Annotated in this window: 23 protein-coding genes; 11 read left to right on the forward strand and 12 right to left on the reverse strand. The window is 61.4% G+C overall.

From position 1 onward, the window contains the following. Nucleotides 1-4: 4 nt before the first annotated feature. The 4 genes from GVL52_RS15540 to GVL52_RS15555 form a co-directional block, all read right to left on the reverse strand. A complete protein-coding gene (locus GVL52_RS15540) occupies nucleotides 5-928 on the reverse strand; it encodes an ABC transporter permease (protein ID WP_160008648.1) in 924 nt (307 codons plus the stop codon). 61 nt (nucleotides 929-989) lie between these two features. Next, nucleotides 990-2,525 (reverse strand): ABC transporter substrate-binding protein, encoded by a 1,536-nt coding sequence (locus GVL52_RS15545; RefSeq protein WP_160008650.1) that lies wholly within the window; start codon nucleotides 2,523-2,525, stop codon nucleotides 990-992. Nucleotides 2,526-2,569: 44 nt separating this feature from the next. After that, nucleotides 2,570-4,402 carry an ABC transporter ATP-binding protein gene (locus GVL52_RS15550; RefSeq protein WP_160008652.1) on the reverse strand — a complete coding sequence of 611 codons (1,833 nt, stop codon included), beginning with the start codon at nucleotides 4,400-4,402 and terminating at the stop codon, nucleotides 2,570-2,572. Nucleotides 4,403-4,412: 10 nt separating this feature from the next. Beyond that, entirely contained in the window at nucleotides 4,413-4,988 is a 576-nt protein-coding gene (locus GVL52_RS15555; protein WP_160008654.1) for a winged helix DNA-binding protein, read from the reverse strand. A gap of 274 nt (nucleotides 4,989-5,262) precedes the next feature. On the opposite strand from GVL52_RS15555, the gene GVL52_RS15560 reads away from it, so the two are divergent. The 6 genes from GVL52_RS15560 (at nucleotide 5,263) to GVL52_RS15585 (ending at nucleotide 13,196) form a co-directional block, all read left to right on the forward strand. Continuing rightward, nucleotides 5,263-6,057, forward strand: a complete 795-nt coding sequence (locus tag GVL52_RS15560; protein ID WP_160008656.1) for a FadR/GntR family transcriptional regulator — start codon at nucleotides 5,263-5,265, stop codon at nucleotides 6,055-6,057. A gap of 86 nt (nucleotides 6,058-6,143) precedes the next feature. Then, nucleotides 6,144-7,655, forward strand: coding sequence for an ABC transporter substrate-binding protein (locus GVL52_RS15565; RefSeq protein WP_160008658.1), 1,512 nt, complete (start codon nucleotides 6,144-6,146; stop codon nucleotides 7,653-7,655). 86 nt (nucleotides 7,656-7,741) lie between these two features. Beyond that, nucleotides 7,742-8,689: an ABC transporter permease gene (locus tag GVL52_RS15570; RefSeq protein WP_160008660.1), complete on the forward strand. Its 948-nt coding sequence runs from the start codon at nucleotides 7,742-7,744 to the stop codon at nucleotides 8,687-8,689. Next, a complete protein-coding gene (locus tag GVL52_RS15575) occupies nucleotides 8,686-9,561 on the forward strand; it encodes an ABC transporter permease (protein ID WP_160008662.1) in 876 nt (291 codons plus the stop codon). The genes GVL52_RS15570 and GVL52_RS15575 overlap by 4 nt, the downstream gene beginning before the upstream one ends. 21 nt (nucleotides 9,562-9,582) lie before the next feature. Continuing rightward, on the forward strand, nucleotides 9,583-11,367 hold the full coding sequence (locus GVL52_RS15580) for a gamma-glutamyltransferase family protein (RefSeq protein WP_160008664.1): 1,785 nt from the start codon (nucleotides 9,583-9,585) through the stop codon (nucleotides 11,365-11,367). Nucleotides 11,368-11,372: 5 nt separating this feature from the next. Beyond that, nucleotides 11,373-13,196: an ABC transporter ATP-binding protein gene (locus tag GVL52_RS15585; protein ID WP_244619188.1), complete on the forward strand. Its 1,824-nt coding sequence runs from the start codon at nucleotides 11,373-11,375 to the stop codon at nucleotides 13,194-13,196. 102 nt (nucleotides 13,197-13,298) lie between these two features. On the opposite strand, the gene GVL52_RS15590 is transcribed toward GVL52_RS15585, so the two are convergent. After that, nucleotides 13,299-14,369 carry a nitrilase-related carbon-nitrogen hydrolase gene (locus GVL52_RS15590; RefSeq protein WP_160008666.1) on the reverse strand — a complete coding sequence of 357 codons (1,071 nt, stop codon included), beginning with the start codon at nucleotides 14,367-14,369 and terminating at the stop codon, nucleotides 13,299-13,301. Nucleotides 14,370-14,560: 191 nt separating this feature from the next. Here GVL52_RS15590 and GVL52_RS15595 point away from each other — a divergent pair, with 191 nt between their 5' ends. From GVL52_RS15595 to GVL52_RS15615, 5 genes are all read left to right on the forward strand, one after another. Then, the gene (locus GVL52_RS15595; protein WP_160008668.1) at nucleotides 14,561-15,229 is read left to right on the forward strand and encodes a GntR family transcriptional regulator; all 669 of its coding nucleotides are present in this window, start codon (nucleotides 14,561-14,563) and stop codon (nucleotides 15,227-15,229) included. Then, entirely contained in the window at nucleotides 15,226-15,900 is a 675-nt protein-coding gene (locus GVL52_RS15600; protein ID WP_160008670.1) for an SDR family oxidoreductase, read from the forward strand. Before GVL52_RS15595 ends, GVL52_RS15600 begins: the two co-directional genes overlap by 4 nt. After that, on the forward strand, nucleotides 15,894-16,496 hold the full coding sequence (locus GVL52_RS15605) for a hypothetical protein (RefSeq protein ID WP_160008672.1): 603 nt from the start codon (nucleotides 15,894-15,896) through the stop codon (nucleotides 16,494-16,496). The genes GVL52_RS15600 and GVL52_RS15605 overlap by 7 nt, the downstream gene beginning before the upstream one ends. A 184-nt stretch (nucleotides 16,497-16,680) precedes the next feature. Next, nucleotides 16,681-17,607: a dihydrodipicolinate synthase family protein gene (locus GVL52_RS15610; RefSeq protein ID WP_160008673.1), complete on the forward strand. Its 927-nt coding sequence runs from the start codon at nucleotides 16,681-16,683 to the stop codon at nucleotides 17,605-17,607. After that, nucleotides 17,607-18,365, forward strand: a complete 759-nt coding sequence (locus GVL52_RS15615; protein ID WP_160008675.1) for an SDR family oxidoreductase — start codon at nucleotides 17,607-17,609, stop codon at nucleotides 18,363-18,365. Before GVL52_RS15610 ends, GVL52_RS15615 begins: the two co-directional genes overlap by 1 nt. An 83-nt stretch (nucleotides 18,366-18,448) precedes the next feature. Here GVL52_RS15615 and GVL52_RS15620 read toward each other — a convergent pair whose 3' ends face one another. From GVL52_RS15620 to GVL52_RS15650, 7 genes are all read right to left on the reverse strand, one after another. Next, entirely contained in the window at nucleotides 18,449-20,137 is a 1,689-nt protein-coding gene (locus GVL52_RS15620; RefSeq protein ID WP_160008677.1) for an ABC transporter ATP-binding protein, read from the reverse strand. Beyond that, nucleotides 20,134-21,078 (reverse strand): acetamidase/formamidase family protein, encoded by a 945-nt coding sequence (locus GVL52_RS15625; protein WP_160008679.1) that lies wholly within the window; start codon nucleotides 21,076-21,078, stop codon nucleotides 20,134-20,136. The genes GVL52_RS15620 and GVL52_RS15625 overlap by 4 nt, the downstream gene beginning before the upstream one ends. Nucleotides 21,079-21,142: 64 nt before the next feature. Beyond that, nucleotides 21,143-22,762 carry an ABC transporter substrate-binding protein gene (locus tag GVL52_RS15630; protein ID WP_160008681.1) on the reverse strand — a complete coding sequence of 540 codons (1,620 nt, stop codon included), beginning with the start codon at nucleotides 22,760-22,762 and terminating at the stop codon, nucleotides 21,143-21,145. A 26-nt stretch (nucleotides 22,763-22,788) separates the two neighbouring features. Beyond that, entirely contained in the window at nucleotides 22,789-23,709 is a 921-nt protein-coding gene (locus GVL52_RS15635; RefSeq protein WP_160008939.1) for an ABC transporter permease, read from the reverse strand. Then, nucleotides 23,706-24,554 carry an ABC transporter permease gene (locus GVL52_RS15640; RefSeq protein ID WP_160008683.1) on the reverse strand — a complete coding sequence of 283 codons (849 nt, stop codon included), beginning with the start codon at nucleotides 24,552-24,554 and terminating at the stop codon, nucleotides 23,706-23,708. The genes GVL52_RS15635 and GVL52_RS15640 overlap by 4 nt, the downstream gene beginning before the upstream one ends. Next, complete coding sequence (locus tag GVL52_RS15645; RefSeq protein ID WP_160008685.1) at nucleotides 24,554-25,135, reverse strand: ANTAR domain-containing response regulator; 582 nt, start codon at nucleotides 25,133-25,135, stop codon at nucleotides 24,554-24,556. The genes GVL52_RS15640 and GVL52_RS15645 overlap by 1 nt, the downstream gene beginning before the upstream one ends. Next, nucleotides 25,132-26,265 (reverse strand): transporter substrate-binding protein, encoded by a 1,134-nt coding sequence (locus tag GVL52_RS15650; RefSeq protein ID WP_160008687.1) that lies wholly within the window; start codon nucleotides 26,263-26,265, stop codon nucleotides 25,132-25,134. Before GVL52_RS15650 ends, GVL52_RS15645 begins: the two co-directional genes overlap by 4 nt. Between the last annotated feature and the right edge of the window lie 67 nt (nucleotides 26,266-26,332).

Genomic DNA, 26,332 nt, shown 5'->3' on the forward strand with positions numbered 1-26,332 from the left:
GGTTCTACTCCGTCCGGATGCGGGGATCGACAAGGCCATAGGCAATATCGACCAGAAGATTGATGCCGACGATCAACAGCGAGAGCACTGTGATCACCGCTTGCAGCACCGGATAATCGCGCCCACCGACCGCATCGAAGGCCAGTGTCCCCAGTCCCGGCCAGTTGAACACCCGCTCGACAACGACAATGCCGCCGAGCAGACCGCCGAATTGCAGGCCGAAATAGGTGATCAGCGGGATCGCGCAGTTGCGCAGGGCATGCTTGTAGAGTACCGCGCTTTCGCTGAGCCCCTTGGCCCGGGCCACCATGATGTACTGCGACTGCAGCGTCTCCAGCATGGCGGTGCGCACCAGGCGAATATTGGTTGCCGTCAGGATGATGCCCATTGTGACGGCCGGCATGACGAAGCTCGCGAAACCGTCCATGCCGGATGGTGGTAGCCAGTGCACGGTAACGGCAAAGAGCAGCACCAGCATCGTTGCAAGCCAGAAATTCGGGAACGAGAGACCGATGAGCGAGAGGATGCGGATCGCCTGATCCGGCCATTTGCCGCGCGAGGTGGCTGCTTTGATGCCGAGCGGTATCGAGATGAAGATTGAGACGATCAGCGAGGAGAAGGCCAGCGCCAGCGTGGCCGGCAGCGCCTTGGCGAGGAGCTGCGAGACCGGCGTTCCACCCAGGAAGCTGCGACCGAAATCGAGGGTGACGATGCCCTTCAGGAAATTCAGATACTGGACTATAAACGGCTGGTTGAGGCCGAGCCCTTCGCGGATACGAACCAGATCCGCCTCGGTGACGCTGCCGGCACCCTGCGTCAGCATCAGCGCCGGATCGCCCGTCAGCCGGATCGCAAAGGCGACCGTAAGCGTGACAACGAACACCACGAAAAGCGCCTGCAGCACGCGCTTGATGAGAAATACGACCAAATCCTGCGATCCCCGCAAATGAACCACCGTCTTGCTCGAGCAAGACGGTGGTTGTTGCTTGCTACTCGACGGTGACGTCGGTGAACTTCAGACGGCTATCTGGAACCGGCGTGAAGTTCTTCACCCGCTTGTTGATGCCGAAGATCGCATTCAGATTGTAGAGAGGCATTTCCAGCACGCGGTCGGCAGCGTAGTGGGCGATCTCCTGCAGCAGCTTTTCGCGTTCGGCCTTGTCGGTCAGCGTGCGCTGCTTTGCCAGCATCTCGTCCATTTTCGGATCGCTGTCGTAGGGGTTCCACTTTTCGCCAGTGTGATACATGGCAACGGCGGTGTTGTCGTAATCGAGCGTCCAGCCACCCCAGGACTGCTGGAACATCCCGCCGGTCTTGCCACCTGGAATAATGTCATTCAGCAGAACGTTGGTTTCGTAAGGCTTGATCGTCGCAGTGATGCCGATCATCTGCAGATAAGCGCTGATTGCCTGGGCCACCTCTATGAAAGTCGTCTCGTTGCCGCGAAGATCGATCTGCACGGATGCGCCAGGCGCGACGCCTGCTTCCTTCAGTAGCGCCTTGGCCTGTTCAGGATCATAGGGCAGCGGCTTCATTGCCGGATCGAAGCCGAAGGAAAGCGGCCCCTGGAAGCTGGCGATCGGCTGCGCCTGACCGCCGAGAACCGACGAGATGATCGCATCGCGGTCAACGCCTAGGATCAGCGCCTTGCGCACCTTCGGGTCCTTGGTGATGCCGTCGCGCGTGTTGAAGCGCAGCGCATAGACTGTCGGGCCTGGGGACGTGACGATCTCAAGCTTGGAATCACCCTGAACGGTGGGGATCATGCCGATCGGAATGGTCGGCGGGATCACGATATCGACGCGACCGGCCTGCAACTCGGCGATCGCTGTCGAAGGCTCTGATATGAAACGATATTCGAGATCGGAGATCTTCGGCGCACCACCCCAGTAGTCGGCATTGGCGGACAGCTGGATATTGACCTTCGGCTCATAGGAAACAAACTTGAATGCGCCGGTTCCGACCGGATGAGCGTTGAAATAATCCTCGCCCTTTTCGTTGATGTACTTCGGCGGCACGATCATCGCGCCGTAGGCGGCAAGCTTCGTCAGGATAACGGGATCGGCGACTTTCATCTTGAAATCGACGGTGCTGTCGTCGATCACCTCGACGCTGGCGATGGAATTGTAGTTGGACTGCTGCGGCCCCTTGGCGCCTTCCGGCCCGAGCAGACGGTCGAAGGTGAATTTCACGGCCGCCGCGTTGAAGGGCTCGCCATCGTGAAACTTGACGCCGTCACGTAGCTTGAACCGAATGCTCATTCCGTTGTCGAGCATTTCCCACGAGGTGGCCAGGCCCGGAACAAGCTTCAAATCGGGACCACGATAGGTCAGACCATCAAAGATGTTGGTGGCAACAGATGCCCAGTTGACCAGGAAGGTATCGATCGGGTCCCAGCTGCCCGGGTCCTGCGGCGACGAAACGACGAGCTTTCCGGCAGCAAATGCCGGCGCCGTCAGGAATGTCGTACCGGCCAAGGCGATTGCGACGACGGCCGTTTGAAGTCCCTGCTTCAATAGTCTCATGTCAATGTTCCCTTTGTTTAAAATACCGGTTTTCAGACCGTGTTTTAAGCACTGCGCGTCACATAATGGCCCGGCGCTATTTCGTCCGTCGAAAAGTGCGCCGGCTCGTTTCCGACGGCCCGAACCGGGCTCGGAATCTCTCCCTCAAGCATCAGGTTCTGCCGTTTGCGCCGGGGGTCGGCGACCGGAACGGCAGACAGAAGACGCTGCGTATAGGCATGCGATGGCGTCTCGAAAATCTGTCGGCGATTGCCGAACTCCATGATCTGGCCGAGATAAAGCACCGCGACGCGATGGCTCATCTTCTCCACCACCGCCATGTCATGGCTGATGAAGAGGTAAGCGAGACCGCGCTCTTCCTGCAGATCCATGAACAGGTTGATCACCTGCGCCTGAATGGAAACATCGAGCGCCGACAGCGCCTCGTCGGCAATGATCAGCTTGGGCTTCGAGGCAAGGGCGCGCGCAATGCAAACGCGCTGGCGCTGGCCACCGGAGAACTCGTGCGGATAACGCTGCGCATGTGCCGACGTCAGGCCGACGCGCTCCAGAAGTTCATCGACCGCACTGTCGATCTCCTGGCGGCTGTCCATCAGCCCATGGGTGCGGATCGGCTCGGCGATCGAAAAGCCGATGGTCTTGCGCGGATCGAGCGAGGCGAAGGGGTCCTGGAAGATATACTGCACATCCTGGCGCAGCTTCTGTCGCTCGGCCATGCTCATCGCAGACAGCGACTTGCCGCCGAAAGCGATGTTGCCTGCGGTCGCCTTCTGCAATTGCTGGATCGTCCGGCCGATGGTGGATTTTCCCGAGCCGGATTCGCCGACAAGCGCCAGCGTTTCGCCGGGATGAATGTCGAAACTGACCTTCTCGACGGCGTGCACGCGATGGGTAACGCGCCCAAGCAATCCCTTCCTGATATCGAACTGCACCGAGAGATCCCTGACCGACAGGAGCGGCGCGGCATCGTATCTCGCGGTATCCTGGATGCGCTCGAAGCCGGACAGCTTCGGTTCGCCATTTTCCAGCACAGTCAAAGGCAGCCGCTTCGGAAAGTCCTCCCCGGCCATGCTCCCGAGCTTCGGCACGGCAGACAGCAGCGTGCGGGTATAGGCGTTGGTGGGCTTCTCGAAAATATCGAGAACCGGGCCGTTCTCGACAGCCTTGCCTTTCCACATCACAACGACGTCGTCAGCCATTTCGGCCACGACGCCCATGTCATGGGTGATGAAGATGACGGCGGTGCCGAGTTCCTTCTGCAGGTCGCGCAGAATGGTGAGGATCTGCGCCTGGATCGTAACGTCGAGCGCGGTCGTCGGCTCATCGGCGATCAGCAGCCGCGGTCGGCAGGCGAGCGCCATGGCGATCATCACCCGCTGGCGCATGCCGCCGGAAAGCTGATGCGGATAACGGGTAAGAAGTTCTGCAGCATCCGGCAGGCGCACCATATCGAGGAGCCGCCTGGCTTCGGCGAGCGCTGCGGCATTCGACTTGCCCTCATGCAGCTTCAGGATTTCGGCAACCTGATCGCCGATGGTGAAGACCGGATTGAGAGAGGTCATCGGCTCCTGGAAAATCATCGAGATTTCCTTGCCGCGAATGCTGCGCATCTTCTTTTGCGTCAGACCGAGAAGATCGGTCTGCACGCCCGCCTTGTCGAACAGGATACGACCGGTCGGGAAACGTGCGCCGAGCATGTCGGCCAGCCGCATGATCGATAGGGACGTGATCGACTTGCCGGATCCGGACTCGCCGACGATGGCGAGCATCTGGCCGGGTGCAATGGAGAAATTAAGATTTTCGACCACACGCGAGCTGCCGAATTCCACGGTCAGATCGTCAACGGTCAGCAGCGGCGAGGAAGAGTTGATAATCACGCCACTTGTCTCACAATGTTGTTGCCGCACGCGCCGCCTGGTTGAACGCGCCCGACATGAAACGCAAAACCGCGGCGATCTCGGACAAGGTCTCTTCCGCCGGCCTGGAATTGGCAGTTGAATCGACCAGAAGGTGCTCGCGGATCTGCGCATAGCGATTGCAGGCTTCGGCACCCTTTTCGGTGATCTTCACCGTCTTTTCCTTGGCTGCCCGTCCCGTGGTCAGCAGACCGGCTGCCTCGAGCTTGCGCAGCGCGTAGGTCGCGACGTGGGTGTCTTCGATGTCGAGGATGAGGCAGATATCGGCGAGCTTCTTTTCCCGGTCGCGGTGCCGGATCGAGTGCAGGATCAGCACCTCCATCGACGACAGGCCGGGCAGACCGGCAGCCGACATGCAGCGCACCATCCAGCGCTCGAATGCATGCGACGCGAGGATCAGACCATACTCGACTTCGGACAGGGCCGGCGAACCGCCCTCGGCCAGATGTGCGGATGAAACGATCGGGCCGATCGACGTGACCGGGCGCAAATGCTTGGGCAGAGGCTTCTTCTGCGCGTCATCGGCATCGTCCGCATCAACCGTCATTTCGTCACTCCCGATCTCGACCATATAATGTCATCATTTTATCGATATTTTGTCAACGACCTCACAGCCCATCTTTTCATCATGATGACAGATGGAGCAGATCGACGGTCTGGAAGGATTTGAGTGGTCGGATCAGGCAGCCCTTCCCATCAATTTATCGGGAACATCGGCTGATTGCTTGGCCCGGCCACTCGCAGGAAACTCCATAGATCGCGCGACTGAGCCGCATTTCAGAGATTGTACTGCAGCGCAATAAAACCCTCTTGACGGAAACATGACAAACGGCTTGACTGAACCAATCAATAATTGGTGCGAACCATTGGATCAGATTTCGGAACAGAAAACTGGCGAGAATTCAAACTACGCTCTTGAGAAGCTACGTGAGCTCTTACGCGTAACAGCGTTCTCTGCCGATGCAAAGCTGCCAACGGAGCGGACTCTGTCCGAGCTCTGGAGTGTGGGGCGGCGGGAAATCCGCCGGGCGCTCGAGGTTCTCGAAGCAGAAGGGCTGATCTGGCGCAAACAGGGTTCAGGCACCTTTCTCGGCCAGAGGCCGGATAGCTGGAGCGACCACGCGGCGACGTTGGTTGCCGGAACCAATTTCATGGAAATCATGGAAGTGCGCCTGCGCATCGAGCCGCAGCTGGCTCAGCTGGCTGCCATGCGCGCCAAGCCGTCCGATGTCGTTCGCATGCGCGAACTGCGCGACAAGATCTACGAACGCGACGATGCAGACTGGCGGGAGCTCTGGGATGGTTCACTGCACCGGCTGATCGCGCAGACAGCCGGCAACCAGCTTTTCCTGTCGCTGTTCGACGTGGTCAATCGCGTCCGACAGGACCCTGTCTGGCAGGCCGTCAGGGAACGGGCGCGCAAGCAGAACAAGACGGTGAATGAATCACAGTCGCAGCATACCGACATCATCGATGCGATCGCGGCACGCGATCCCGTGCGGGCTGGTGAAGCCATGCGCGATCACCTGCTGACGCTTCAGGAGCGCCTGATCCGCCAGACATCGATGGTTCTCCCCGATCACCTGGTATCCACGCCTGTTGAGGAGACCGACTGACCTTTCACAGCCGCGGACACATGGCCACCAACAACAAGACCGGAAAACCGGCGACGTCAAAAAAACCGACCAGAGGAAGAATATTGATGACCCGACTTTCCAAGATATCCGGCCTGATCCTTGCCGGCACACTTATGGCAACTTCAGCACTTTCGGCCGATCTGCGTATCGGCCTTATGGACGACGCCGATGTTCTCGACCCCGCTCAGTCGCGAACCTTCGTCGGCCGCATCGTTTACACAAGCCTTTGCGACAAGCTTGTCGATCTCGACAACAGCCTTGCGATCGTGCCGCAACTTGCCACCAAATGGGCATGGGGCGACAATGGCAGCACGCTGACCATGGACCTGCGCCAGGGCGTGGTGTTCCACGACGAGACGCCTTTCAACGCCGAAGCCGTGGTCTACAACATCAACCGTTACATGACGCTGCCGGAATCGCGTCGCAAGAGCGAGCTTGCTTCCGTTGCCAAGATCGAAGCGACCGGCGACTACCAGATCAAGTTCACACTGAAGAGCCCGGATGCAAGCCTTTTGGCGCAACTTTCCGACCGCGCAGGCATGATGATCTCGCCGACCGCCGGCAAGGCGCTGGGCGCCAATTTCGGCTCCAATCCGGTTTGCTCCGGCGCCTTCAAGTTTGTCGAGCGCATCCAGCAGGACCGCATCGTTCTCGAGAAGTTCGCCGACTATTGGAACAAGGACAATATCTTCATCGACAAGGTCACCTTCCTGCCGATCCCTGACACGACGGTTCGCCTTGCCAACCTGCGCTCAGGTGATCTCGACCTCGCGGAACGGATTTCCGCCTCCGACGCTGCTTCCGTCAAGGAAGACCCGAAGCTGAACTATGGCGAAATCGTCGGTCCGGGCTACATGGCGTTGTACGTCAACATCGGCAATGGTGCACAGGCCGACAATGCCTTCAGCAAGGACAAGCGCCTGCGCCAGGCCTTCTCGCTTTCCATCGACCGCGAAGCGATCAACCAGGTCGTGTTCGAGGGAACGGCAATGGCAGGCAACCAGCCATTCCCCCCGACAAGCCCGTGGTACAACAAGGACGTCCCGGTTCCGGCCCGTGACGTCGAGAAGGCCAAGGCCCTGATGAAGGAAGCCGGCTTCGACAAGTACGAAATCGAACTCCAGCATGCCAACAACACCACCCAGACGCAGATGATGCAGGTCATCCAGTCGATGGCGGCAGAAGCTGGTTTCGACGTCAAGCTGAAGGCAACCGAGTTCGCGACGCTGCTTTCCGAACAGACGGCCGGCAACTACGTGCTGTCGCGCTCCGACTGGTCGGGCCGCTCCGATCCGGATGGCAACATCCACCAGTTCGTCACCTGCAAGGGCGGTATCAACGACACCAAGTATTGCAACCCGGAAGTCGACAAGCTGTTGAACGATGCCCGCGCCTCGACGGACAACGCCGTTCGCAAGGCGAAATACGATGCAGCGACCAAGATCCTCGATGAGGACCTGCCGCTGATCTATCTCGGCCATCAGGCCTATCTCTACGCCTCTTCCAAGAAGGTCACCGGATTTACGCCTTCGGGCGACGGCATGATCCGCCTGGCAGGCGTCAAGAAGGCCGACTAACCTTCCCTGTCGAACGTGCGGGGTGCGCCATTGGCGCATCCCGCATGATCTGGTCCGAAGCATAGCTTTTACAAGGACATGCTTTCATGCATATCTACATCGGCAAGCGGCTTCTGGTAGCGATACCGACGCTGTTGATCATCTCCATTTTTGTGTTCTCTCTGCAGAAGCTTCTGCCCGGCGACCCCATTCTCGCCATGGCGGGTGAAGAACGCGACCCGGCCGTCATCGAATTGCTGCGCGCAAAATACCGGCTGAACGATCCGGTGGTTTACCAGTACTTCTACTGGCTCGGCTCCGTGCTGCAGGGTGACTTCGGGATCTCGCTGCGGACAAACCAGCCGGTGCTGGAACTGGTGGCCGAGAAACTGCCGGTGACCATTCAGCTGGCGATCATGTCGATGTTCTTTGCCTTCGTCATCGGCGTGCCGATGGGCATACTGGCTGCGGTCAAGCAGAACACATGGATCGACTATCTCGCCAACATCGTGGCGCTGACCGGGCTGTCGATACCGAATTTCTGGCTCGGCATCATGCTGATCCTGCTGGTCTCGGTGCAGTTGGGCTGGCTACCCGCCTCGGGCTACGAATCAATCTTCGTCGATCCCGTGCGATCGTTGCAAACGATGATCATGCCCTCTTTCGTCCTCGGCAGCGGGCTTGCCGCAACGCTCATGCGCCACACCCGCTCTTCGATGCTGTCCGTCATGAAGCAGGACTACATTCGTACTGCTCGTGCCAAGGGACTTTCCACCCGCGAAGTGGTGCTCAGCCACTCCTTCCGCAACGCGCTCCTACCGGTCATCACGCTGACGGCGCTGCTGTTTGGCGAGTTGCTGGCCGGCGCCGTCCTGACAGAGCAGATCTTCACCATTCCGGGCTTCGGCAAGCTGATCGTCGATGCCGTCTTCAACCGCGATTATGCGGTGGTGCAGGGAGTGGTGCTGTGCACCGCCGTCTGCTTCATCCTGATGAACCTTCTGGCAGACGTCGTGACCGTGCTTCTCAATCCACGCATGAGGGCGGCCCTATGAGTGCATCAGCACAAGCGACCGGGACCCCGAAAGCTTCTATCCGCGAAAATCGCGCCTGGAAGAAGATGAAGCGCAACCGAAGTGCATTGGCGGGGTTCATCGTCATAACGTTCTTTGCCCTGATAGCCGTGCTTGCCCCTGTCCTTCCGATACTCGACCCGATCGCGACAAGCTGGTCGGCCATCCGCAAGGCGCCTTCGGCAGCACACTGGCTCGGTACCGACGATATCGGCCGCGATATTCTCTCGCGGATGATCTGGGGGGCGCAGGCATCGCTGATGGCGGGCGTCGTCTCGGTTGCCATCGCGGTTGCGCTCGGCGTTCCCTTCGGGCTGATCTCCGGCTATTTCGGCGGCTGGGTCGATCAGGTGATCTCGCGGATCACCGAGGCGTTCCTCGCCATGCCGTTCCTGATCATGGCGATTGCGCTCGCAGCCTTTCTCGGGCCGAGCCTCACCAACGCAATGATCGCCATCGGCCTGTCTGCGATGCCGATCTTCGTGCGCCTGACGCGCTCGCAGGTAATGGCTGTGAAAACCGAGGATTATATCGAAGGCGCCCGTTCCATCGGGCTCGGCCATCTCGATATCATGCTCCGCTACATCCTGCCGAACATCATACCGCCCATCATCGTTCAGGCGACGCTGACGGTTGCGACGGCGATCATTGCGGAGGCAAGCCTTTCCTTCCTCGGCCTCGGTCAACAGGCCCCTGCCCCAAGCTGGGGCTCCATGCTCAACGTCGCCAAGAATTTCCTGACCCAGGCGCCCTGGATGGCCATGTGGCCGGGTGCTGCGATCTTCCTCGTTGTTATCGGCTTCAATCTGCTTGGCGACGGTCTGCGCGATGCGCTTGACCCACGCGAAAACTAAGAATTTCCAAAGGATACTGTAATGACCACATTCACCACCCGCCCGGAAATTCTCGGCACCTTCGGTGTCGTGACCTCCACCCACTGGATCGCTTCCGCAGTGGGCATGAGCATTCTCGAAAAGGGCGGCAATGCATTCGACGCAGCTGTCGCGACCGGCTTCGTGCTGCAGGTTCTGGAGCCACACTTGAATGGCCCCGGCGGCGACATGCCGGCGATCATCTACTCGAAGAAGAACGACAAGGTCGAGGTCATCTGTGCTCAGGGGACAGCGCCTGCTGCTGCGACCATCGAGCATTATACCGCCGAAGGCCTCGATCTCATTCCGGGCGACGGGCTGTTGGCAACGGTCATTCCCGGCGCCTTCGACGGCTGGATGCTGATGCTGCGCGACTACGGCACGATGACCGTTCGAGAGGTGCTGGAACCGTCGATCCACTATCTCGAAAATGGTCATCCGATGCTGCCGCGCGTGGCTGCGACCATCAAGGGGCTTGGTGAGTTCTTCAAGAAGGAATGGCCGACATCCTACGAGACATGGCTGCCCGGTGGCGAAGTGCCGGAAGCGCTGTCGAGTTTCAAGAACCCGGTTCTGGCTCAGACCTGGAAGCGGATCATCGCAGAGGCAGAAGCGAAACCCGGCCGCGAGGCAGGCATCGACGCAGCCCGCGACGCCTTCTACCGCGGCTTCGTCGCCGAGGCGATCGAGGACTATCTGAAAACGGCAGAGGTGATGGATGCAAGCGGCACCCGCCACAAGGGCGTGCTGACCGCCGACGACATGGCCAACTGGACGGCAACCATCGAGGAGCCGACCACATACGACTATCACGGCTGGACCATTGCAAAAACCGGCGCCTGGGGACAGGGACCGGTTCTGCTGCAATCGCTGGCGCTGCTGAAGGGGATCGACATCGGATCGATGGACCCGTCGGGCGTCGAGTTCGTGCATACCGTCGTCGAGGCGATGAAGCTCGCCTATGCCGACCGCGAGGTCTACTACGGCGATCCGGAATTTGCCCAGATCCCGATCCAGACGCTGCTTTCGGACCGTTACAACGACGAGCGCCGGGCGCTGATCACGGACAAGGCATCGATGGATCTGCGCCCCGGCCGCATCCCGGGTTTCGAAGCGCAGCATGACCTGACCATGCAGATGCTCGATTCCATGGGCGGCATCGGCGCCGTCTACGAGCCGACCATGTCGCACCTGACCGAAAAGCGTGGCGATACCGTGCACATCGACGTCATCGACCGCGATGGCAACATGGTCTCGGTCACGCCGTCTGGCGGCTGGCTGCAGTCTTCGCCGATCGTTCCCGGCCTCGGATTCTGCCTCAATTCGCGGGCGCAGATGTTCTGGCTGAAGCCCGGCCTGCCGACCTCGCTGGCGCCCGGCAAGCGCCCGCGCACGACGCTGACCCCTTCCTTGGCGCTCTTCGAAGGTAAGCCGACGCTTGCATTCGGAACGCCGGGCGGCGACCAGCAGGACCAGTGGCAGCTGGCCTTCTTCCTGCGTTATGCGCATTTCGGGATGAACCTGCAGCAGGCAATCGACCTGCCGCTGTTCCACACCGCGCACTTCCCGGGCTCGTTTTATCCGCGCACCCGCCAGCCCGGCAACGTGATGATCGAGAGCAGCATCGGCGAAGAGGCTCTGAACGAATTGAAAGCCCGCGGTCACGACATCTCCGCCGCAGATCCGTGGACCGTCGGCCGCCTGACAGCGGCACGGCGCGACGCAGACGGCCTGCTGCGCGCCGCGGCCACCCCACGTCTCATGCAGGCCTATGCCATCGGAAGGTGATCGCAATGACTTTGCCCATCGAACCAGAAACCGTCCTTTCCGTCCGCAATCTCACCACCTCCTTCCGGGTGGACGGAGAATGGAAGACGGTTGTCCGTGACCTTTCCTTTGATGTGAAGGCGGGCGAAACGGTCGCTATTGTTGGTGAATCCGGCTCCGGCAAAAGCGTCACCTCGCTTTCGATCATGCGGCTTCTCAACCCGGACATGAGCCGCATCGAGGGAAGCATCATGCTCAACGGCAAGGGCGTCCTCTCATTGCCCGAGAAAGACATGCGTGGCGTCCGCGGCAACGACGCGGCGATGATCTTCCAAGAGCCGATGACCTCGCTCAACCCCGTCTTCACTATCGGCCGGCAAATCTCAGAGGTGCTGACGCGGCACACGGGGATGAACAAGGCCGAGGCGCGGGCGGAGACCGTTCGCCTGCTGGAAAAGGTGCGCATTCCAAATGCCGCGGCGCGGTTCGACGAATATCCGCACCAGTTCTCCGGCGGCATGCGCCAGCGCGTGATGATTGCCATGGCGCTCGCCTCCAGGCCGAAACTGCTGATCGCCGACGAGCCGACCACCGCGCTCGACGTGACCATCCAGGGCCAGATTCTCGACCTGATCAAGCAATTGCAGGAAGAAGAGGGCATGGCCGTTCTCTTCATCACTCACGACATGGGCGTCGTCGCAGAAATCGCGGATCGGACCATCGTGATGTTCCGCGGGGATCAGGTGGAGATGGGCGACACTGCCGACATTTTCCACCGTGGCAAGCACCCGTATACCAGGGCCTTGCTGGCGGCTGTGCCGAAACTCGGCTCGATGGATGGCTACGACCGGCCGCTGCGCTTTCCGCGGGTCGACATGGCAACCGGCGTGGTGTCTGATCCGGTCGAAATCGCCAGCACCGTGAAGGGCGGCATGACGCCGGTTCTATCGGTCAAGAACCTCGTCACCCGGTTCAATATTCGCTCCGGCTTGCTTGGCCGCACCACGGGTGCGGTGCATGCGGTCGAGAACATCTCGTTTGACCTGTTCCAGGGCGAGACGCTATCGCTGGTCGGCGAATCCGGCTGCGGAAAGTCAACCACCGGCCGCTCGATCACCCGACTGGTCGAGCCGTTGAACGGCGATGTCGTCCTCGATGGCTATGATGTGCTGAAACTCGATCAGGTCGGGTTTCGGGCGATGCGGCGGAGCGTCCAGATGATCTTCCAGGACCCATTCTCCAGCCTCAACCCGCGCATGACGGTGGGTGCGGCAGTTGCCGAACCGCTGGTCAAGCATCGCCTGGCAAGCCGCAAGGAGGCGCGCGAAAAGGCTGCGGACCTGCTCGAACGCGTCGGTCTGTCAGGCACGATGGCAGATCGTTATCCGCATGAATTCTCGGGCGGGCAGCGCCAGCGCGTGGCGATTGCCCGGGCGTTGGCGCTGAACCCGAAGGTCATCGTTGCCGATGAAAGCGTCTCGGCGCTCGATGTCTCGATCAAGGCGCAGGTCTGCAATCTGCTGATGGACCTGCAGGAACAGTTCGGCATCGCCTTCCTGTTCATCTCCCACGACATGGCGGTGGTTGAGCGCGTCAGCCACCGTGTTGCCGTGATGTATCTTGGCGAGATTGTCGAGATCGGCCCGCGAGCAGCGATCTTTGCCAATCCGCAGCATGACTATACCAAAAAACTGATCGCAGCGGTTCCGGTACCCGATCCCGCCCGGCGCGGTATTCGCCGCAACGCTGCAATCGACGAACTGAAGAGCCCTGTGCGACCAGTCGGCTACACCGCGCCGGTTCGATCCTACACAGAGGTTTCGTCCGGGCATCTCGTCCTGGCGACGTAAACTGAGCGCTCTGGAAAGCAGTAACGCCCCGAGCTGAAGGCAGCCGGGGCGTTACTCATTGTTGCAGAGTTGCAAGGCCAGGACCGGTCTCGCCCGCTTTACTCAGCCAGCGATTTTCTGCGGCTCGGCGCCGACCTCTGCCTCTTCGGGCACGACCACGCCTGAAACCATCAGGTTGGCCATTGCCTCCGTCAGCACCGGAGCAACTTCGGCGCCGGTTTCGAGCGGACGATCGACCAGTCCATTGGCGGGATAGAATTCGGCGGCCTCGAAGTAGGACTTGTACATCTGCCAACGCGAACGAAGCAGGACGTTCGACATGCCCTTGTCACGCCGCGCGGCGCGCAACGCTTCGATGTCGATCATTGCGGTCGCCTCGATGCTCTCGGTCGGTTCCTTCTCGAAGGCCAGGAAATTGCCGGTGAAATCGACGATCTGCGACTGTCCGCCCATTTCTTCACCGTTGGCCGAGAAGCCAATCGAGCCGGCAACATTGGTGCTGATGACATAGACCATGTTCTCGGCCGCACGGCAGATCTTGGCTGCCTCCGAGCGCGGGCTGATCGGCTCGTTGGAGGGATGGATGATCACCTCGGCACCGCGCAGCATGAAGACGCGGGACAGTTCCGGCACGGTGATTTCGCCGCAAGGCATGATGGCCAGCTGGCCGAGCTCAGTGTCGACAACGGGGAAAATCCCCTCTTCGCCGTAAGCCTCGCGGTAGTCGTCGAGAATGTCGTGCGGGGAGGTCCAGGTCGCCGTGTTGATCCTGCGATAGCGCAGGATGATCTCACCCTTGGGATCGAGCAGGAAACAGGCATTGAAGAAGCGGTTCGGCCAGCGTGGATCAACCTCGAAATGATTGCCGGCAATGTAGATGCCGAGCCGCTTGGCGAGAATGGCGAAGCGATCGGTGATCTGGCCCGGTATCGTGGTGCAGGCCTGCTCGATCCAGACCGACGCAGGCGTCGCGCGTGGCGGACCCTGAAACGCGAATTCGGGCAGGACAACCATCTTCGGTGGGTTTGGCCCAGCGCAAGCGTTCTCGATCGCAACGATGGCGCGATCAATATTTCCGTCGATGATGCTCCAGGCTTCCGCGCGGCTCGTGGCGTTGCTCGCCGCCGTGCTGGACATCTGAATGCAGGTCGCGCGCCAAGGCTTGATGGCCATATCTATCTCCAGGGACAAGGGCAATTCGAAAGGTGCACCGTTGGAATACCATCGGGATTTCTTTCGGTCAAGCATGCCAAGATCGCGGCGAAGAGAAGCCGCTTTACGCAGGTTGACCATTGGTATGTCGTTGGTGTACCGATGATTTTGATGATCAATTGCATCCTGTGTGATGAGAAAGAGAAGCTGGCTTGGACCTGACGGCAGACCACAACGCCACGGCGGAGATCAGTCTCAGCGAGTACGCCTATGCGCGTATCGTCGAGATGATGCTCTCTGGTGCCCTGCCCGCTGGCGAGGTCCTGCAGGAGCGGCAACTCGGGCAAACGCTTTCCGTGTCCCGCACGCCGATCCGCGAAGCCCTGACGCGGCTGGAGACGGAATCGCTGGTCACCCGGCAGCACGGCCGCGTCCATGTCAGCAACACCGCGATCGATACCTACATTCACCTTCTCGACCTGCGGCGAATACTCGAAATCGAGGTCGCCGGCCGTGCCACCGGTAGAATGACCGCAGAACAGAATGCTGCAATTGTCAAAGCAATCGACGAACTGCTTCAAGTGCAGACCATCACACCAACCCACCACTGGGCTGTCGATGATCTGGTTCATGGCAGCATTGCCGATGCAGCCGGCAACCCGATGGTCAGTTCGACGATCCGCGATCTGCGCCGCCGCACGCACATCTTCAATACGGCTCGCATCCCAAATCGGCTTCTACCGGGCGCATCGGAGCATCTGCAACTCCTCGATGCCGTCTCCGGCAACGACCCGGAGCTATCGCGCCGCCTGATGGCGCAGCACCTCGACAACGTGAAGGATGCGATCATAGACTACATATTGGGAGCACGAGGCAGATGAAAACCATTCTGATTGCGGGCGCAAACCGTGGCATTGGCCGGGAATTCGTCCGCCAACTCGCGACGTCCGACTGGACGGTGCACGCGACGGCACGCGATGCGCGAGGCCTTGAGGCGCTTTCGGGCACCTGTGAAGCGGTGCACCGCCTCGACATCACCGATGACGACAGCATCGCCAGTCTGGCGGCGGAACTCAAGGGCGTGGCATTCGATGCCGTCTTTGCCAATGCCGGCATCAGCGGCGATGTCACGCTGCCGATCGAGGCAATCGACTACGACGAGATGTTCCGCGTCTTCAACACCAACACCTTTGGGCCGCTGCGGCTCATTGCGGCGCTGAAGGCGAACCTGATGGCTGGAGAGAAGCGTCTGGCGCTCGGCATGTCCAGCCTGATGAGTTCGATTTCGAGCAATGACTGGGGCACCCAGCATTGCTACCGCGCCTCGAAGACGGCGCTCAACGCAACGTGGCGGTCGCTCTCGCAGGAATGGCGGCCCGACGGCATCAGCTGCGTTCTCCTGCGCCCCGGCTTCGTCAAGACCGACATGACGAACAATCAGGGCATGGATGTCGAGACCAGCGTTGCGGGTATGATTTCAGTGATCGAGACACTCGGCCTCGCCGACAGCGGGCGGGTTATCGGCTATGACGGCAAGGATGTAGCATGGTGACGCAACAGCAGTCCCTCGGAAAGATTGTCATCGCCGGAGTGGAGGGTCCGCTTGGCCGGCACCTGGCGGCACTCTACGCAGAAGCCGGGCATGACGTGGTGCAACTGGCCCTGGAGCCCGGCGCAGATCCCAGCGCATTGGCAGCACCTTTGAACGGCATGCCGATCGGCCTGCTGATTTTCACCGATGACTACGTGGGCGACGACATCGACGCGACCAAGGCTGAAAGAACAGAGCTGACCGCAGCACTTCAACGGCTCGTCTACACACCCTTTCGCCTCGCCACCCTGCTCTATCCAGGCCTTTCTGTCGCCAATGGAAAGCTGATCCTCCTGTCCAGACAGAATGCCGGGATGGAACAGCCGAACGATCCCGGCCGCTTCCTTGAAAGGCCGTTTCGCGCAGCAGCGCATGCGCTGTGGCGCTGTCTCTCGATCGAATGGCGAGACGGCGGCGTCCGATGTGGGTTGATCGCGCTTGGCAGTCCGCTCGACGACGAAGAGCTACAACGGTTGCCGCAAGCGATTGCCGACATAGGGCTTGGAGACACCCCCGTTGAACTCACGGATGCCGGCGGCAATCGGCTTGGGTGGTAACAGCTGACATTTCAGCGACTTGCAAGCAATGCAATCGCGGAAAATCACCCTATGCCGCTGGCCTCAAGGCCTTTACAACGACCTTGGTCTCGAATGCCGAAGCTTGCGAAAAGCGCTCAGAGGCGCGCCACATCAGCCGCTGCCGACCTGCCCTGGACAATGAAAGAACACCTAGGAGAAACACATGGCCCATATTTCGGCTGAGACATCCGGCGTCTTCGTGATCGCCTGTACCCCTTTTGAAGAGAACGGTGCGATCGATGCGGCCAGCATCGACAGCATGATCGACTTCTACTACGAAAAGGGTGCCGATGGCCTGACAATCCTTGGCATGATGGGCGAAGCACCGAAGCTCACCCAGGCGGAATCGATCGATATCACTCGCCAGACGCTGGCCCGCTCGGGCGCAAAGCCTGTGGTGGTCGGCGTCTCGGCCCCGGGGCTGGCGGCGATCGGCGAGCTTACCAAGGCCGTGATGGATCTTGGTGCAGCCGGTGTCATGGTGGCGCCGCCATCGAGCCTGCGCACCGACGACCAGATCATCACCTACTACCGCAACGTCGTGGAGACGATCGGCACCGATGTCCCCGTCGTGCTGCAGGACTTCCCGCTGGTGACAGGTGTGCAGATCAGCGCGAAAACACTCGGCGTCATCTTCGAGGCCCACCCGAGCATCGTCATGCTCAAGCATGAAGACTGGCCGGGCCTGCAGAAGATCACCGACCTGCGCAACGCCGAGGCCAAGGGCAGCCGTCGTGTGTCGATCCTCTGCGGCAATGGCGGCGTCTTCCTGCCGGAAGAAATGCAGCGCGGTGCCGACGGCGCGATGACCGGGTTTGCCTATCCCGAGATGATGGTCGAAGTCTGCCGCCTCAGCGGTGAAGGTCGGCATGACGAGGCGCAGGACCTGTTCGACGCCTATCTGCCCCTGATGCGCTACGAGCAGCAGCCGGGCCTTGGCCTTGCCGTGCGCAAATACGTGTTGGCCAAACGCGGCGCGATTTCCAGTGCCGCCCAGCGTCGGCCAGGTGCCTCGCTGAACGCGGCGGCGATAGCGGAGGTCGAGCGGCTGATTGCCCGCCAGGACCGCAAATTGGGAGGTTCGAAGTAATGGATCTGCACATTTCGGGGAAGACGGCGCTGGTTCTGGGCGCCAGCCGTGGTCTCGGTGCTGCCATCGCGGCCGGCCTTGCTGCTGAAGGCGTCAAGGTCTTTGCCGCCGCCCGCAACGCCGACAAGATCAAGGCCACAGACAATATCGTTCCTGTTGCCGTCGATCTGTCCGACGCGCCCTCCGTTGCAGCATTGATCGCGATGCTGCTTGCTGAAGGCGGCGTCGATATCGTGATCAACAACTCCGGCGGACCGAAGGCCGGGCCTGCGCTTGGCCAGCCGACGGAGAGCTGGCTGTCGGCCTTCCAGTCGATGGCCACCTCGATCTTCTCGATTACCGATGCCATGCTCGAAGGCATGATCACCCGCAAATGGGGTCGCGTCATCACCATCGGCTCGTCGGGTGTGGTCCAGCCGATCGCCAATCTGGCGCTCTCCAATGGAGTTCGCGCGGCCATCGCCGGCTGGTCGAAGACGCTCGCTTCCGAAGTCGCCCGCCACGGCATCACCGTCAACATGATCCTGCCGGGCCGCATCGCCACCGACCGCGTGGCCGAGCTCGACGGCATCAAGGCGGAAAAGACCGGCGCCAGCATCGAGGCCGTTCAGGAAGCATCGCGCAACGAGATCCCGGTTGGTCGCTACGGCAGGCCAGAGGAATTTGCAGCCGTTGCCGTCTTCCTGGCAAGTTCCCAGGCAAGCTATGTCACCGGATCGTCCATCCGCGTCGATGGCGGCATGATCAGGGGACTGTAAGCGTATAGCGACAGGAATGCTGAACGTCAGCGGTTGCCTTGAACAGGCCGAAACCGCTGACGTTCAGGCTCAGATGTCTTTGCTCAGGCAGAGCGCGTAATCCGCCCCTGATACGCTGCAGGATCAGGAATCGGGACAGCGGCGATCAAGGCTCTGGTGTAGTCCTCAGTTGGGCTCTCGAAAATCTCGCGCCGTGTGCCGGTTTCCACGATCGTGCCGCCGCGCATGACCGCAACATGGTGCGACATCCGCTCGACCACCGCCATGTCGTGGCTGATGAAGAGGTAGGCAATCCCCATCGTCTCCTGCAGTTCCAGCATCAGATCGAGCACCCGGGCGCGCACCGAGACATCGAGGGCGGCCACGCTTTCATCGGCAACGATCAGCTTCGGCTCGAGCGCCAGAGCGCGTGCAATGCAGATACGCTGGCGCTGACCACCGGAGAATTCGTGCGGATAGCGGCTTGAAGCATCGGACGTGAGGCCGACCCGGCGCAGCAGCTCGGCGGTCCGGTCCTGTCGCTCGCTCCTGTTGCCGATACCGTGGATGACCATCGGTTCGGCGATGGCAGCACCGATGGTCATGCGGCTGTCGAGCGACGCATAGGGGTCCTGGAAGATCATCTGCGCGAAGCGCCGGACCGGGCGCATCTCGCGGTGGCCAAGGAGCGAAATATCCTGGCCGTCGATCATCACCCCTCCGGTGAAGGGAATGAGACCCAGCACCGCCTTGCCTATGGTCGATTTGCCCGAACCGCTCTCGCCGACAAGGCCCAGCGTCTGGCCGGGCATGATATCGAAGGACACGCCGCTGACCGCCTGAACCGGCGGCTTGCCCTTGAAGAAGCGGCTGGCGGGTGCGCCATAGCTGACATTGAGACCGCGAACGTTCATCACCGGTGCTGCACCCGGCTGAAGCGGCTCGGGACTTCCCGACGTCACGCGCGGCGGGCCGTCGGTTCCGGCATGGGCGCCCAATCTTGGAACGGCAGCCAGCAACTGCTTGGTGTAGTCTTCCCGCGGCCGATTGAAGACCTCCAGCGACGGACCACCTTCGATGATCCGGCCACTCTGCATGATCAGCACACGATCGGCCATTTCGGCGACCACGCCCATGTCATGGGTGATGAGGATGATCGACGTGCCGAACTCGGTCTTCAGCTCCCGCATAAGTTTTAGAATCTGCGCCTGCACGGTGACGTCGAGCGCCGTCGTCGGCTCGTCGGCGATCAGCACCTTGGGGCGGCAGGAGAGCGCCATGGCGATCATCACCCGCTGGCGCATGCCGCCGGAGAGTTCGTGCGGAAACTGCTTGAGACGCTTGGCCGGCTCCGTCATCTGGACGGTGTCGAGCATGCGCAGCGCGACCGCATCGGCATTCTCGCTGCCCTGGTGCTCGCGGATCGCTTCGGTCAGCTGCGCGCCGATCGACATCACGGGGTTCAGCGAGGTCATCGGCTCCTGAAACACCATCGCGACATCGCCGCCACGCACGCTGCGCATCGCCCGGTTGGACAGTTTCACCAGATCGCGCTCACCGAGCAGAATATTGCCCGAGGTGACCCGCAGCGACGCCTTTGGTAACAGGCCCATGATGGCAAGCGAGGTCACCGATTTCCCCGAGCCGGATTCGCCGGCGATGCACAGCGTCTCGCCGCTGGCCAGTTCGAACCCCACGTCCCGCAGAACCGGCTTCAGCCCTTCCGGCGTCAGCGCATCGACGTTGAGATTGCGGATCGATAGAACCGGCGAAGCGGCGGAAGACACTGTCACGCGAATACGATCCTCGGGAAGTAGAAGGACACCACCCAGTTCGGCTGATCGACGATTTCGCTGATCCTGAGATCACCGCAGACCGAGCAGAGCAGATAGGCATCGACCGCGCTCATGCCATGTTCGGCACCCAGCAGGTCGATCATCCGCATCAGGCTTTCGCGCGCGCCGGTCATCAGATCGGGGCCGATACCTGTGGTCACTTCGTAGCCGGCACCGTCGAGATGGCGGGTAACCGGTTCGGTCGTGGTAAAACGCGGCGTCTGCAGCCGGGCGTCCTTGACGAGTTCGATGGTCGCCTCGACGTTCATCTGGCTTTCGATCGCCGTTCCGCAGACCTCGCCGTCACCCTGGGCTGCATGGGTATCGCCGACCGAAAACAGCGCGCCCTTCACCTCGACGGGCAGATAGAGCGTTACGCCCGAGGTCAGGTCGCGAATGTCCATGTTGCCGCCGACGCGGCGCGGCGGCACGACGGAATGCGTGCCGGGTTCGGCCGGCGCCACGCCGATCGTGCCGGCAAACGGCTTCAACGGCACCCGGCCACCGGGTCCATAGAGCGCCGGCGCCATGCTGGTGGCATCGTAAGACCAGACATGCAATGCCGGTTCCTTGAATTGGTCCGCCAGCAGGCCGAAGCCCGGAATGTTGGCGGTCCAGCCATGGCCCGACGGTTCGAAGCGACGGATAGTGACCTTCAGCGCATCGCCGGGCTCCGCACCTTCGACATAAACAGGGCCGGTCACGGGATTGATCTTGCCGAAATCCAGCGTGTTCAGCGTCTCGAGCGTGGCATCGCGGCCAAGCTGTCCGCCTGATGAATCCAGGCATTCGAAATGGATGGTCTCACCCGCCCTGGCGACGACAGCCGGGGTGAAATCCTTGTTCCAGCCGAAATTGTGCTGGGCGCGGTGAATGGTATGAGTGCAGGCAACGCACATAGGATGCTCCCTAGTTTCTTGGCGCCCTCCCGGCGGGACCGGGAGGGCTTTGTCCCTTGAGGGCTTACTGGTTGACGTAGATCGCGTCGTAATTGATGACGCGCGTCGGATCGATGTAGACGTTGTCGGCGCCACCCATGCGCAGCGACTTGGCAACGACGCGGCGCTCGTTGATCACAGGCACCCAAGGCGCATCGGCCATGATGTCGGTGAACACCTTGCCCCAGGCAGCGGTACGCTCGGCAGCTTTGGCCGGATCGGACATCGAGTCGGCCGCAATCGCCCGCTTGTCGAGATCGGCGTTGCAATACCACGACCAGTTCCAGCCGCCCTGAACAGCGCCGGAGCAACCGAGGATCGGACCATAGAAGTTGGACGGGTCCGGAAAGTCGGCGATCCAGGCCATGCCGCCCGACCAGATCATGGGTGCTTCGCCTTCGGTGCCACCGGCAGCGATGACGTTTGCCTGCGCCAGCGCGCGGATTTCGGCCTTGACGCCGACGGCCGCGAGGTCCTGCTGGATCGCCTGGGCGATGCGCGGCTGCGGATCGGTGTTGGTGGAGTAGAGCACGGTTTCGAAACCATCGGCAAAACCGGCTTCCGCCAGCAGCGCCTTGGCCTTGGCTACGTCGTAGGTGTAGCCGGTGAAGGACTTGTCGTAGCCCGGCATCAGTGGCGGCAGCGGCTGGTTTGCCGGGGTTGCGCGGCCGTTGAGGATGCGGGTGATGCGATCCTTGTTGATCGCCATGTTCATCGCCTGGCGAACCTTGACGTTGTCGAACGGCTTCACCTTCGTGTTCAGCGTGATGTAGCCGGTGTGCAACTGCTCACCGTCGACGATCATCTTCGCGCCGTCGGCCGAGTTCTTGATCTCGAGGAATTTTGCCGGCGGAATACCGTCGCCGGCAATATCGACCTCACCCTTCTGCAGACGCAGCAGCGCCACCAGTGGCTCCTGGCCGACCTCGACGCTGAAGCTGTCGATATGCGGCATGTCCTTGACGAAATAGTCCTTGTTGCGCTCGAACGACAGCTTCTGGCCGATCGTCCAGTCCTTCAGCACGAAGGTGCCTGAGCCGACCGGCTTCTTGCCGAAATCGCCGCCCGCCGCCTCGACGGCCTCCTTCGGCACGACGGAGGCGAAGTTGATGGCGAGAACGTGCAGGAAGGTCGCATCGGGGCGCGACAGGTTGAAGACCACGGTCGATGCGTCGGGTGTCTCGATGCCGGAAAGCGTGGTTGTCTTGCCGCCGGTCACATCCTCGAAGCCCTTGATGGCACCGAAGAAGCCGGCGCCAGGCCCTTGCGTCTTCGGATCGACGGCGCGTTCGATCGAGTATTTTACGTCGGAGGCGACGACTTCTCGACCGTTCGAGAACTTGACGCCCTTGCGCAACTTGAATGTGTAGACGAGTCCATCAGCCGAAACGTCGAATTTCTCGGCCAGCGACGGCACCAGGTTCGGCGTACCCGGCTCATAGTCCATCAGCCGCGAATAGAGGCTCTTGATCATCGACCAGTTGACCCAGTCATAGCCGATCGCCGGATCGAGCGTGCTGATATCGTCCTTGTAGGTCACGACGATATCGCCGCCCTGCTTGGGTGTTTCCTGCGCCATGACGGCGAGCGGCGCGAGTGCCACCACCGTTGCCATGGTCGTGTGTTGAAGCCAGCGTTTGAACATTCTTGGTTCCCCTTTTGTGGTTGCTGTCAATGTGTGCGAATGCGCGGATCGATAAGCGGTGCGATGAGGTCGGCGACGAGGTTGCCGATGACGATGGCGAGCGCCGATACCAGCGTGACGCCCATGATGATCGGGATATCGACCTGCTGGATCGCCTGCCACGCCAGTTGGCCGATCCCCGGCCAGCCATAGACGGCCTCGACGACGACCACGCCACCCATGAACTGGCCGATGTCGATGCCGATCATGGCGATGATGGGCAGGATGGCGTTGGGCAGCGCGTGACGGAAAACGATGCGCCGCGAGGACAGGCCCTTGGCGCGGGCGGTTCTGACATAATCCTGGTTAAGCACGTCGATCATCGCCGATCGCACCATGCGTGCGTACCAGCCGGCGCCGAGAACGCCGAGGGTGGTGGCTGGCAGCACGACATGGGCAAGCGTGCCGTAACCGCTCATCGGAAACCAGCCGAGGGTGACGGCGAAGACGTAAAGCAGCAGCAGGGCGACGACGAACTGCGGCGCGGAGACGCCGACGAAAGACGCCATCATCACGGCGCGATCGACAAAGCCACCGCGACGCACGGCGGCAAGGGTGCCGAGCATCAGCCCGAGCACGACCTCGACGACGATGCCGGCAAACATTAGCGTCAGCGTTGCCGGAAGCCGCGCGACGATCAGCGTCCAGACGTCGGTTTTCTGCGCATAGGAGCGGCCGAGATTGCCGGACAGCAGATTGTGCAGATAGGTCCAGAACTGCACCAGCATCGGCTGGTCGAGACCGAGTTCATGGCGGATATTGGCGACCGTCTGGGCGGTGGCGCTGCGCCCGGCGATCATCCGTGCCGGATCGGCCGGCAGCGCATAGAGCAACACGAAGGTGATGGCGGCAACGCCGAGCAGAATGAGGGCTGCCTGCACCAGGCGACGGAGAACCAGAAACATCAGCCCCTGCCCCGCTGCGTCGGGTCGAGGATATCGCGCAGCGCATCGCCGACCAGATTGAACGACAGAGCGGTCAGCAGAATGATCGCACCGGGGAAGAAGACCAGCCACGGGGCCGCCTGGAAATAGCTCTGGCTCTCGAAGATGATATTGCCCCAGGACGGCTGCGGCGGCTGGACGCCGATACCGAGGAAGGACAGCGTCGCCTCGAGCAGAACCGTCGTGGCGATGCCGAGCGTTCCCCAGACGATCGCGGTCGGCATCAGGTGCGGCAGGATATGCAGGAACAGCACCCGGAGATGCCCGGCGCCGAGCGAACGCTCGGCCATGATGAAATCGCGCTCGGAGAGGCCGCGCGTCTCGGTATAGACGATGCGCGCCACCTGTACCCAGTTCACCAACGCGATGACCATGGCGACGATCCAGAGACTTGGCCGCAACAAGGCAGCCAGAACGATCGCCAGCAGCAACGCCGGAAAGGCCATCATCAGATCGGTGAAGCGCATCAGCACGTTGCTGGCGATGCCCCTGACGTAGCCGGCGACGATGCCGATCAGCAGGCCGATGGTGACGGCAATGCCGTTTGCCACTAGACCGATGACCAGCGAGGTGCGCGCGCCATAAAGCAGGCGGGAGAAGAGATCGCGGCCGAGCGTGTCTGTGCCGAGCAAGAACTCCCCGCCCGGAGGAAGCGGCGCGCCTTCCAGCGAAAGACCGTCGAACATCTGATCGTCGGGATTGAACGGGGCGATCCACGGGGCTGCGAGCGCCAGCACGATGACGATGACGACAACAGCAAGACCGAACACGGCGGCCGGCTGACGCAGCATGGCTTTCAGAACCCGCATCACCCCACCTCCGGCAAGGGCTCGGCGCCACCGATGATGAAGGCGGCGAGCTGTTCCATCGGCAGCCGGCGGCGCATGGCGCAGTCGCGCAGGATGGTGTAGGCGCGCTCCTCGCTGACACCATGGACATGCATCAGCTTTTCGACCGCGGCGTGGACGAGGGGACGCAGGCGCACGCGTTCCTCAAGAAATTTCACCCGCTCGGCAACGGTTTTCCGCTCCTGGTGGATGGCGACCGCCATCACCAGTGCCGGATAGACGGCCGACGCCGCAATCGGCTTGGCGATGATGGCGCCGGCCCCCTGTTCCAGCGCCCAGGCGATCCGTCCCGGCGCTTCCGAGCCGAGCAATGCCACGACAGGGCAGCCCGGCTGCGCGTCGCGCCACGGCAGAAGATCGTCCCAGCCATGATCGGCATCGACAATGACGAGATCGGGCAGCGCGCCGGAGCCAAGCGGTGCCCATTGCAGCGTCACGCGCACGCCGAGCAGACGAAGCTGGCGGATCAGCCTTTCGGTATTGCTGTCCTCGCGGTGGATGACGGTCGCATCCCAGCCGGTGAAATTCGGGGTCTCTCTCATGATACCACCCGCAGTTTCGGCGCGACCGGCCGGCTACGACCCGTCAGATAGGGATCGGCGGCAAGCGGTGGCCGCGAGGTGATGATATCGAAGCCATTGTCCGAATTGATGCGCCCGAGATGAAACGGCAGTGCCGCATGGTTGGTTTCCCGATCGATCGACAGCGGCCCGAACAGGGTTGGCCATGCAGACGCATAGAGCGTCTGGCGCACCGCCACCGGCTCGTCTTTGCCCGCCGCGACGATCGCGGTGGCGCACAGTTTGGCGGCCGTATAGGCGCCGGCGAACACGCTTGATACCCGGCGCTGGCTGCCGAAATGCGCGGCCACGCGGGCCTTGAACGCCAGGTTGTCCGATGTGTCGAGATTGTCGAAATAGGACGCCGCGCAGAGCTGCCCGAGCGCCGCACCTGGCGCAATTTCGTCCAGCTCGCATTCCATCAGATCGCAGCTGACGACAGGGCAGTTTTCGGCGCGGAACGCCGGATCGCGCTCGCCAAGCTTCCGGATGGCCGCCAGAAAGGCATAGCTCGAAGGGCCGATCAAGTTGTTGAGGATGAAGCTCGGGCGGCGCTGCTCGATATCGGCAACGATGCGATCGACGGCGGTTTCCTCAAGTGGCAGGTAGCGCTCGCCGAGCACCTCGCCGCCGGCATTGTGGATCAGCTCGCGCGCCAGCCGGTTCATCTCCCAGCCCCAGACATAATTGGCACCGACCAGATAGGGGCGCGCACCGAAGCGGGGGATCAGGTGCTCGAACAGCGGGATCAGATGCTGGTTCGGGCAGCCGCCGACATAGATGACGTTCTCATTCGCCTCGAAGCCCTCATAGGGACACATGTACCAGAGCAAACCGTCGTGCTTTTCGACAAGCGGAATGACTTCCTTGCGCGCCGCCGACGTGATCGTGCCGACGATGTGGCGGCAGCCGGCGCGCAAAAGCTGGCGTGCGCCATCGAGATAAGCGGAGAGATCGGCATGGGGATCGAAAAACACCGGCTCGACCGCCTGCCCGCTCGCCGCGGAAAATTCCGCCAGTGCAAATTCCGCACCATCGCGCGCATCCCTGCCCATCGGTGCGTATGGCCCCGATGTAGAGAAGAGGATGCCGATTTTCAGTGCGTCGGTCATGCGAACCCCAAAAACGAAAAACCCCACGACGCAGTCCCATCGCTGATGGGGACGTCATGGGGCGAAA

This window comes from Rhizobium sp. 18055 (genome assembly GCF_902706285.1).
Taxonomy (GTDB): domain Bacteria; phylum Pseudomonadota; class Alphaproteobacteria; order Rhizobiales; family Rhizobiaceae; genus Rhizobium.

Coding starts and splice junctions, on each gene's coding strand:
- GVL52_RS15570 (WP_160008660.1), top strand. CDS start 7,742: ATGCATATCTACATCGGCAAGCGGCTTCTGGTAGCGATACCGACGCTG.
- GVL52_RS15610 (WP_160008673.1), top strand. CDS start 16,681: ATGGCCCATATTTCGGCTGAGACATCCGGCGTCTTCGTGATCGCCTGT.
- GVL52_RS15565 (WP_160008658.1), top strand. CDS start 6,144: ATGACCCGACTTTCCAAGATATCCGGCCTGATCCTTGCCGGCACACTT.
- GVL52_RS15560 (WP_160008656.1), top strand. CDS start 5,263: ATGACAAACGGCTTGACTGAACCAATCAATAATTGGTGCGAACCATTG.
- GVL52_RS15575 (WP_160008662.1), top strand. CDS start 8,686: ATGAGTGCATCAGCACAAGCGACCGGGACCCCGAAAGCTTCTATCCGC.
- GVL52_RS15640 (WP_160008683.1), bottom strand. CDS start 24,554: ATGCGGGTTCTGAAAGCCATGCTGCGTCAGCCGGCCGCCGTGTTCGGT.
- GVL52_RS15600 (WP_160008670.1), top strand. CDS start 15,226: ATGAAAACCATTCTGATTGCGGGCGCAAACCGTGGCATTGGCCGGGAA.
- GVL52_RS15625 (WP_160008679.1), bottom strand. CDS start 21,078: ATGTGCGTTGCCTGCACTCATACCATTCACCGCGCCCAGCACAATTTC.
- GVL52_RS15650 (WP_160008687.1), bottom strand. CDS start 26,265: ATGACCGACGCACTGAAAATCGGCATCCTCTTCTCTACATCGGGGCCA.
- GVL52_RS15605 (WP_160008672.1), top strand. CDS start 15,894: ATGGTGACGCAACAGCAGTCCCTCGGAAAGATTGTCATCGCCGGAGTG.
- GVL52_RS15545 (WP_160008650.1), bottom strand. CDS start 2,525: ATGAGACTATTGAAGCAGGGACTTCAAACGGCCGTCGTCGCAATCGCC.
- GVL52_RS15580 (WP_160008664.1), top strand. CDS start 9,583: ATGACCACATTCACCACCCGCCCGGAAATTCTCGGCACCTTCGGTGTC.
- GVL52_RS15630 (WP_160008681.1), bottom strand. CDS start 22,762: ATGTTCAAACGCTGGCTTCAACACACGACCATGGCAACGGTGGTGGCA.
- GVL52_RS15645 (WP_160008685.1), bottom strand. CDS start 25,135: ATGAGAGAGACCCCGAATTTCACCGGCTGGGATGCGACCGTCATCCAC.
- GVL52_RS15555 (WP_160008654.1), bottom strand. CDS start 4,988: ATGACGGTTGATGCGGACGATGCCGATGACGCGCAGAAGAAGCCTCTG.
- GVL52_RS15590 (WP_160008666.1), bottom strand. CDS start 14,369: ATGGCCATCAAGCCTTGGCGCGCGACCTGCATTCAGATGTCCAGCACG.
- GVL52_RS15585 (WP_244619188.1), top strand. CDS start 11,373: ATGACTTTGCCCATCGAACCAGAAACCGTCCTTTCCGTCCGCAATCTC.
- GVL52_RS15615 (WP_160008675.1), top strand. CDS start 17,607: ATGGATCTGCACATTTCGGGGAAGACGGCGCTGGTTCTGGGCGCCAGC.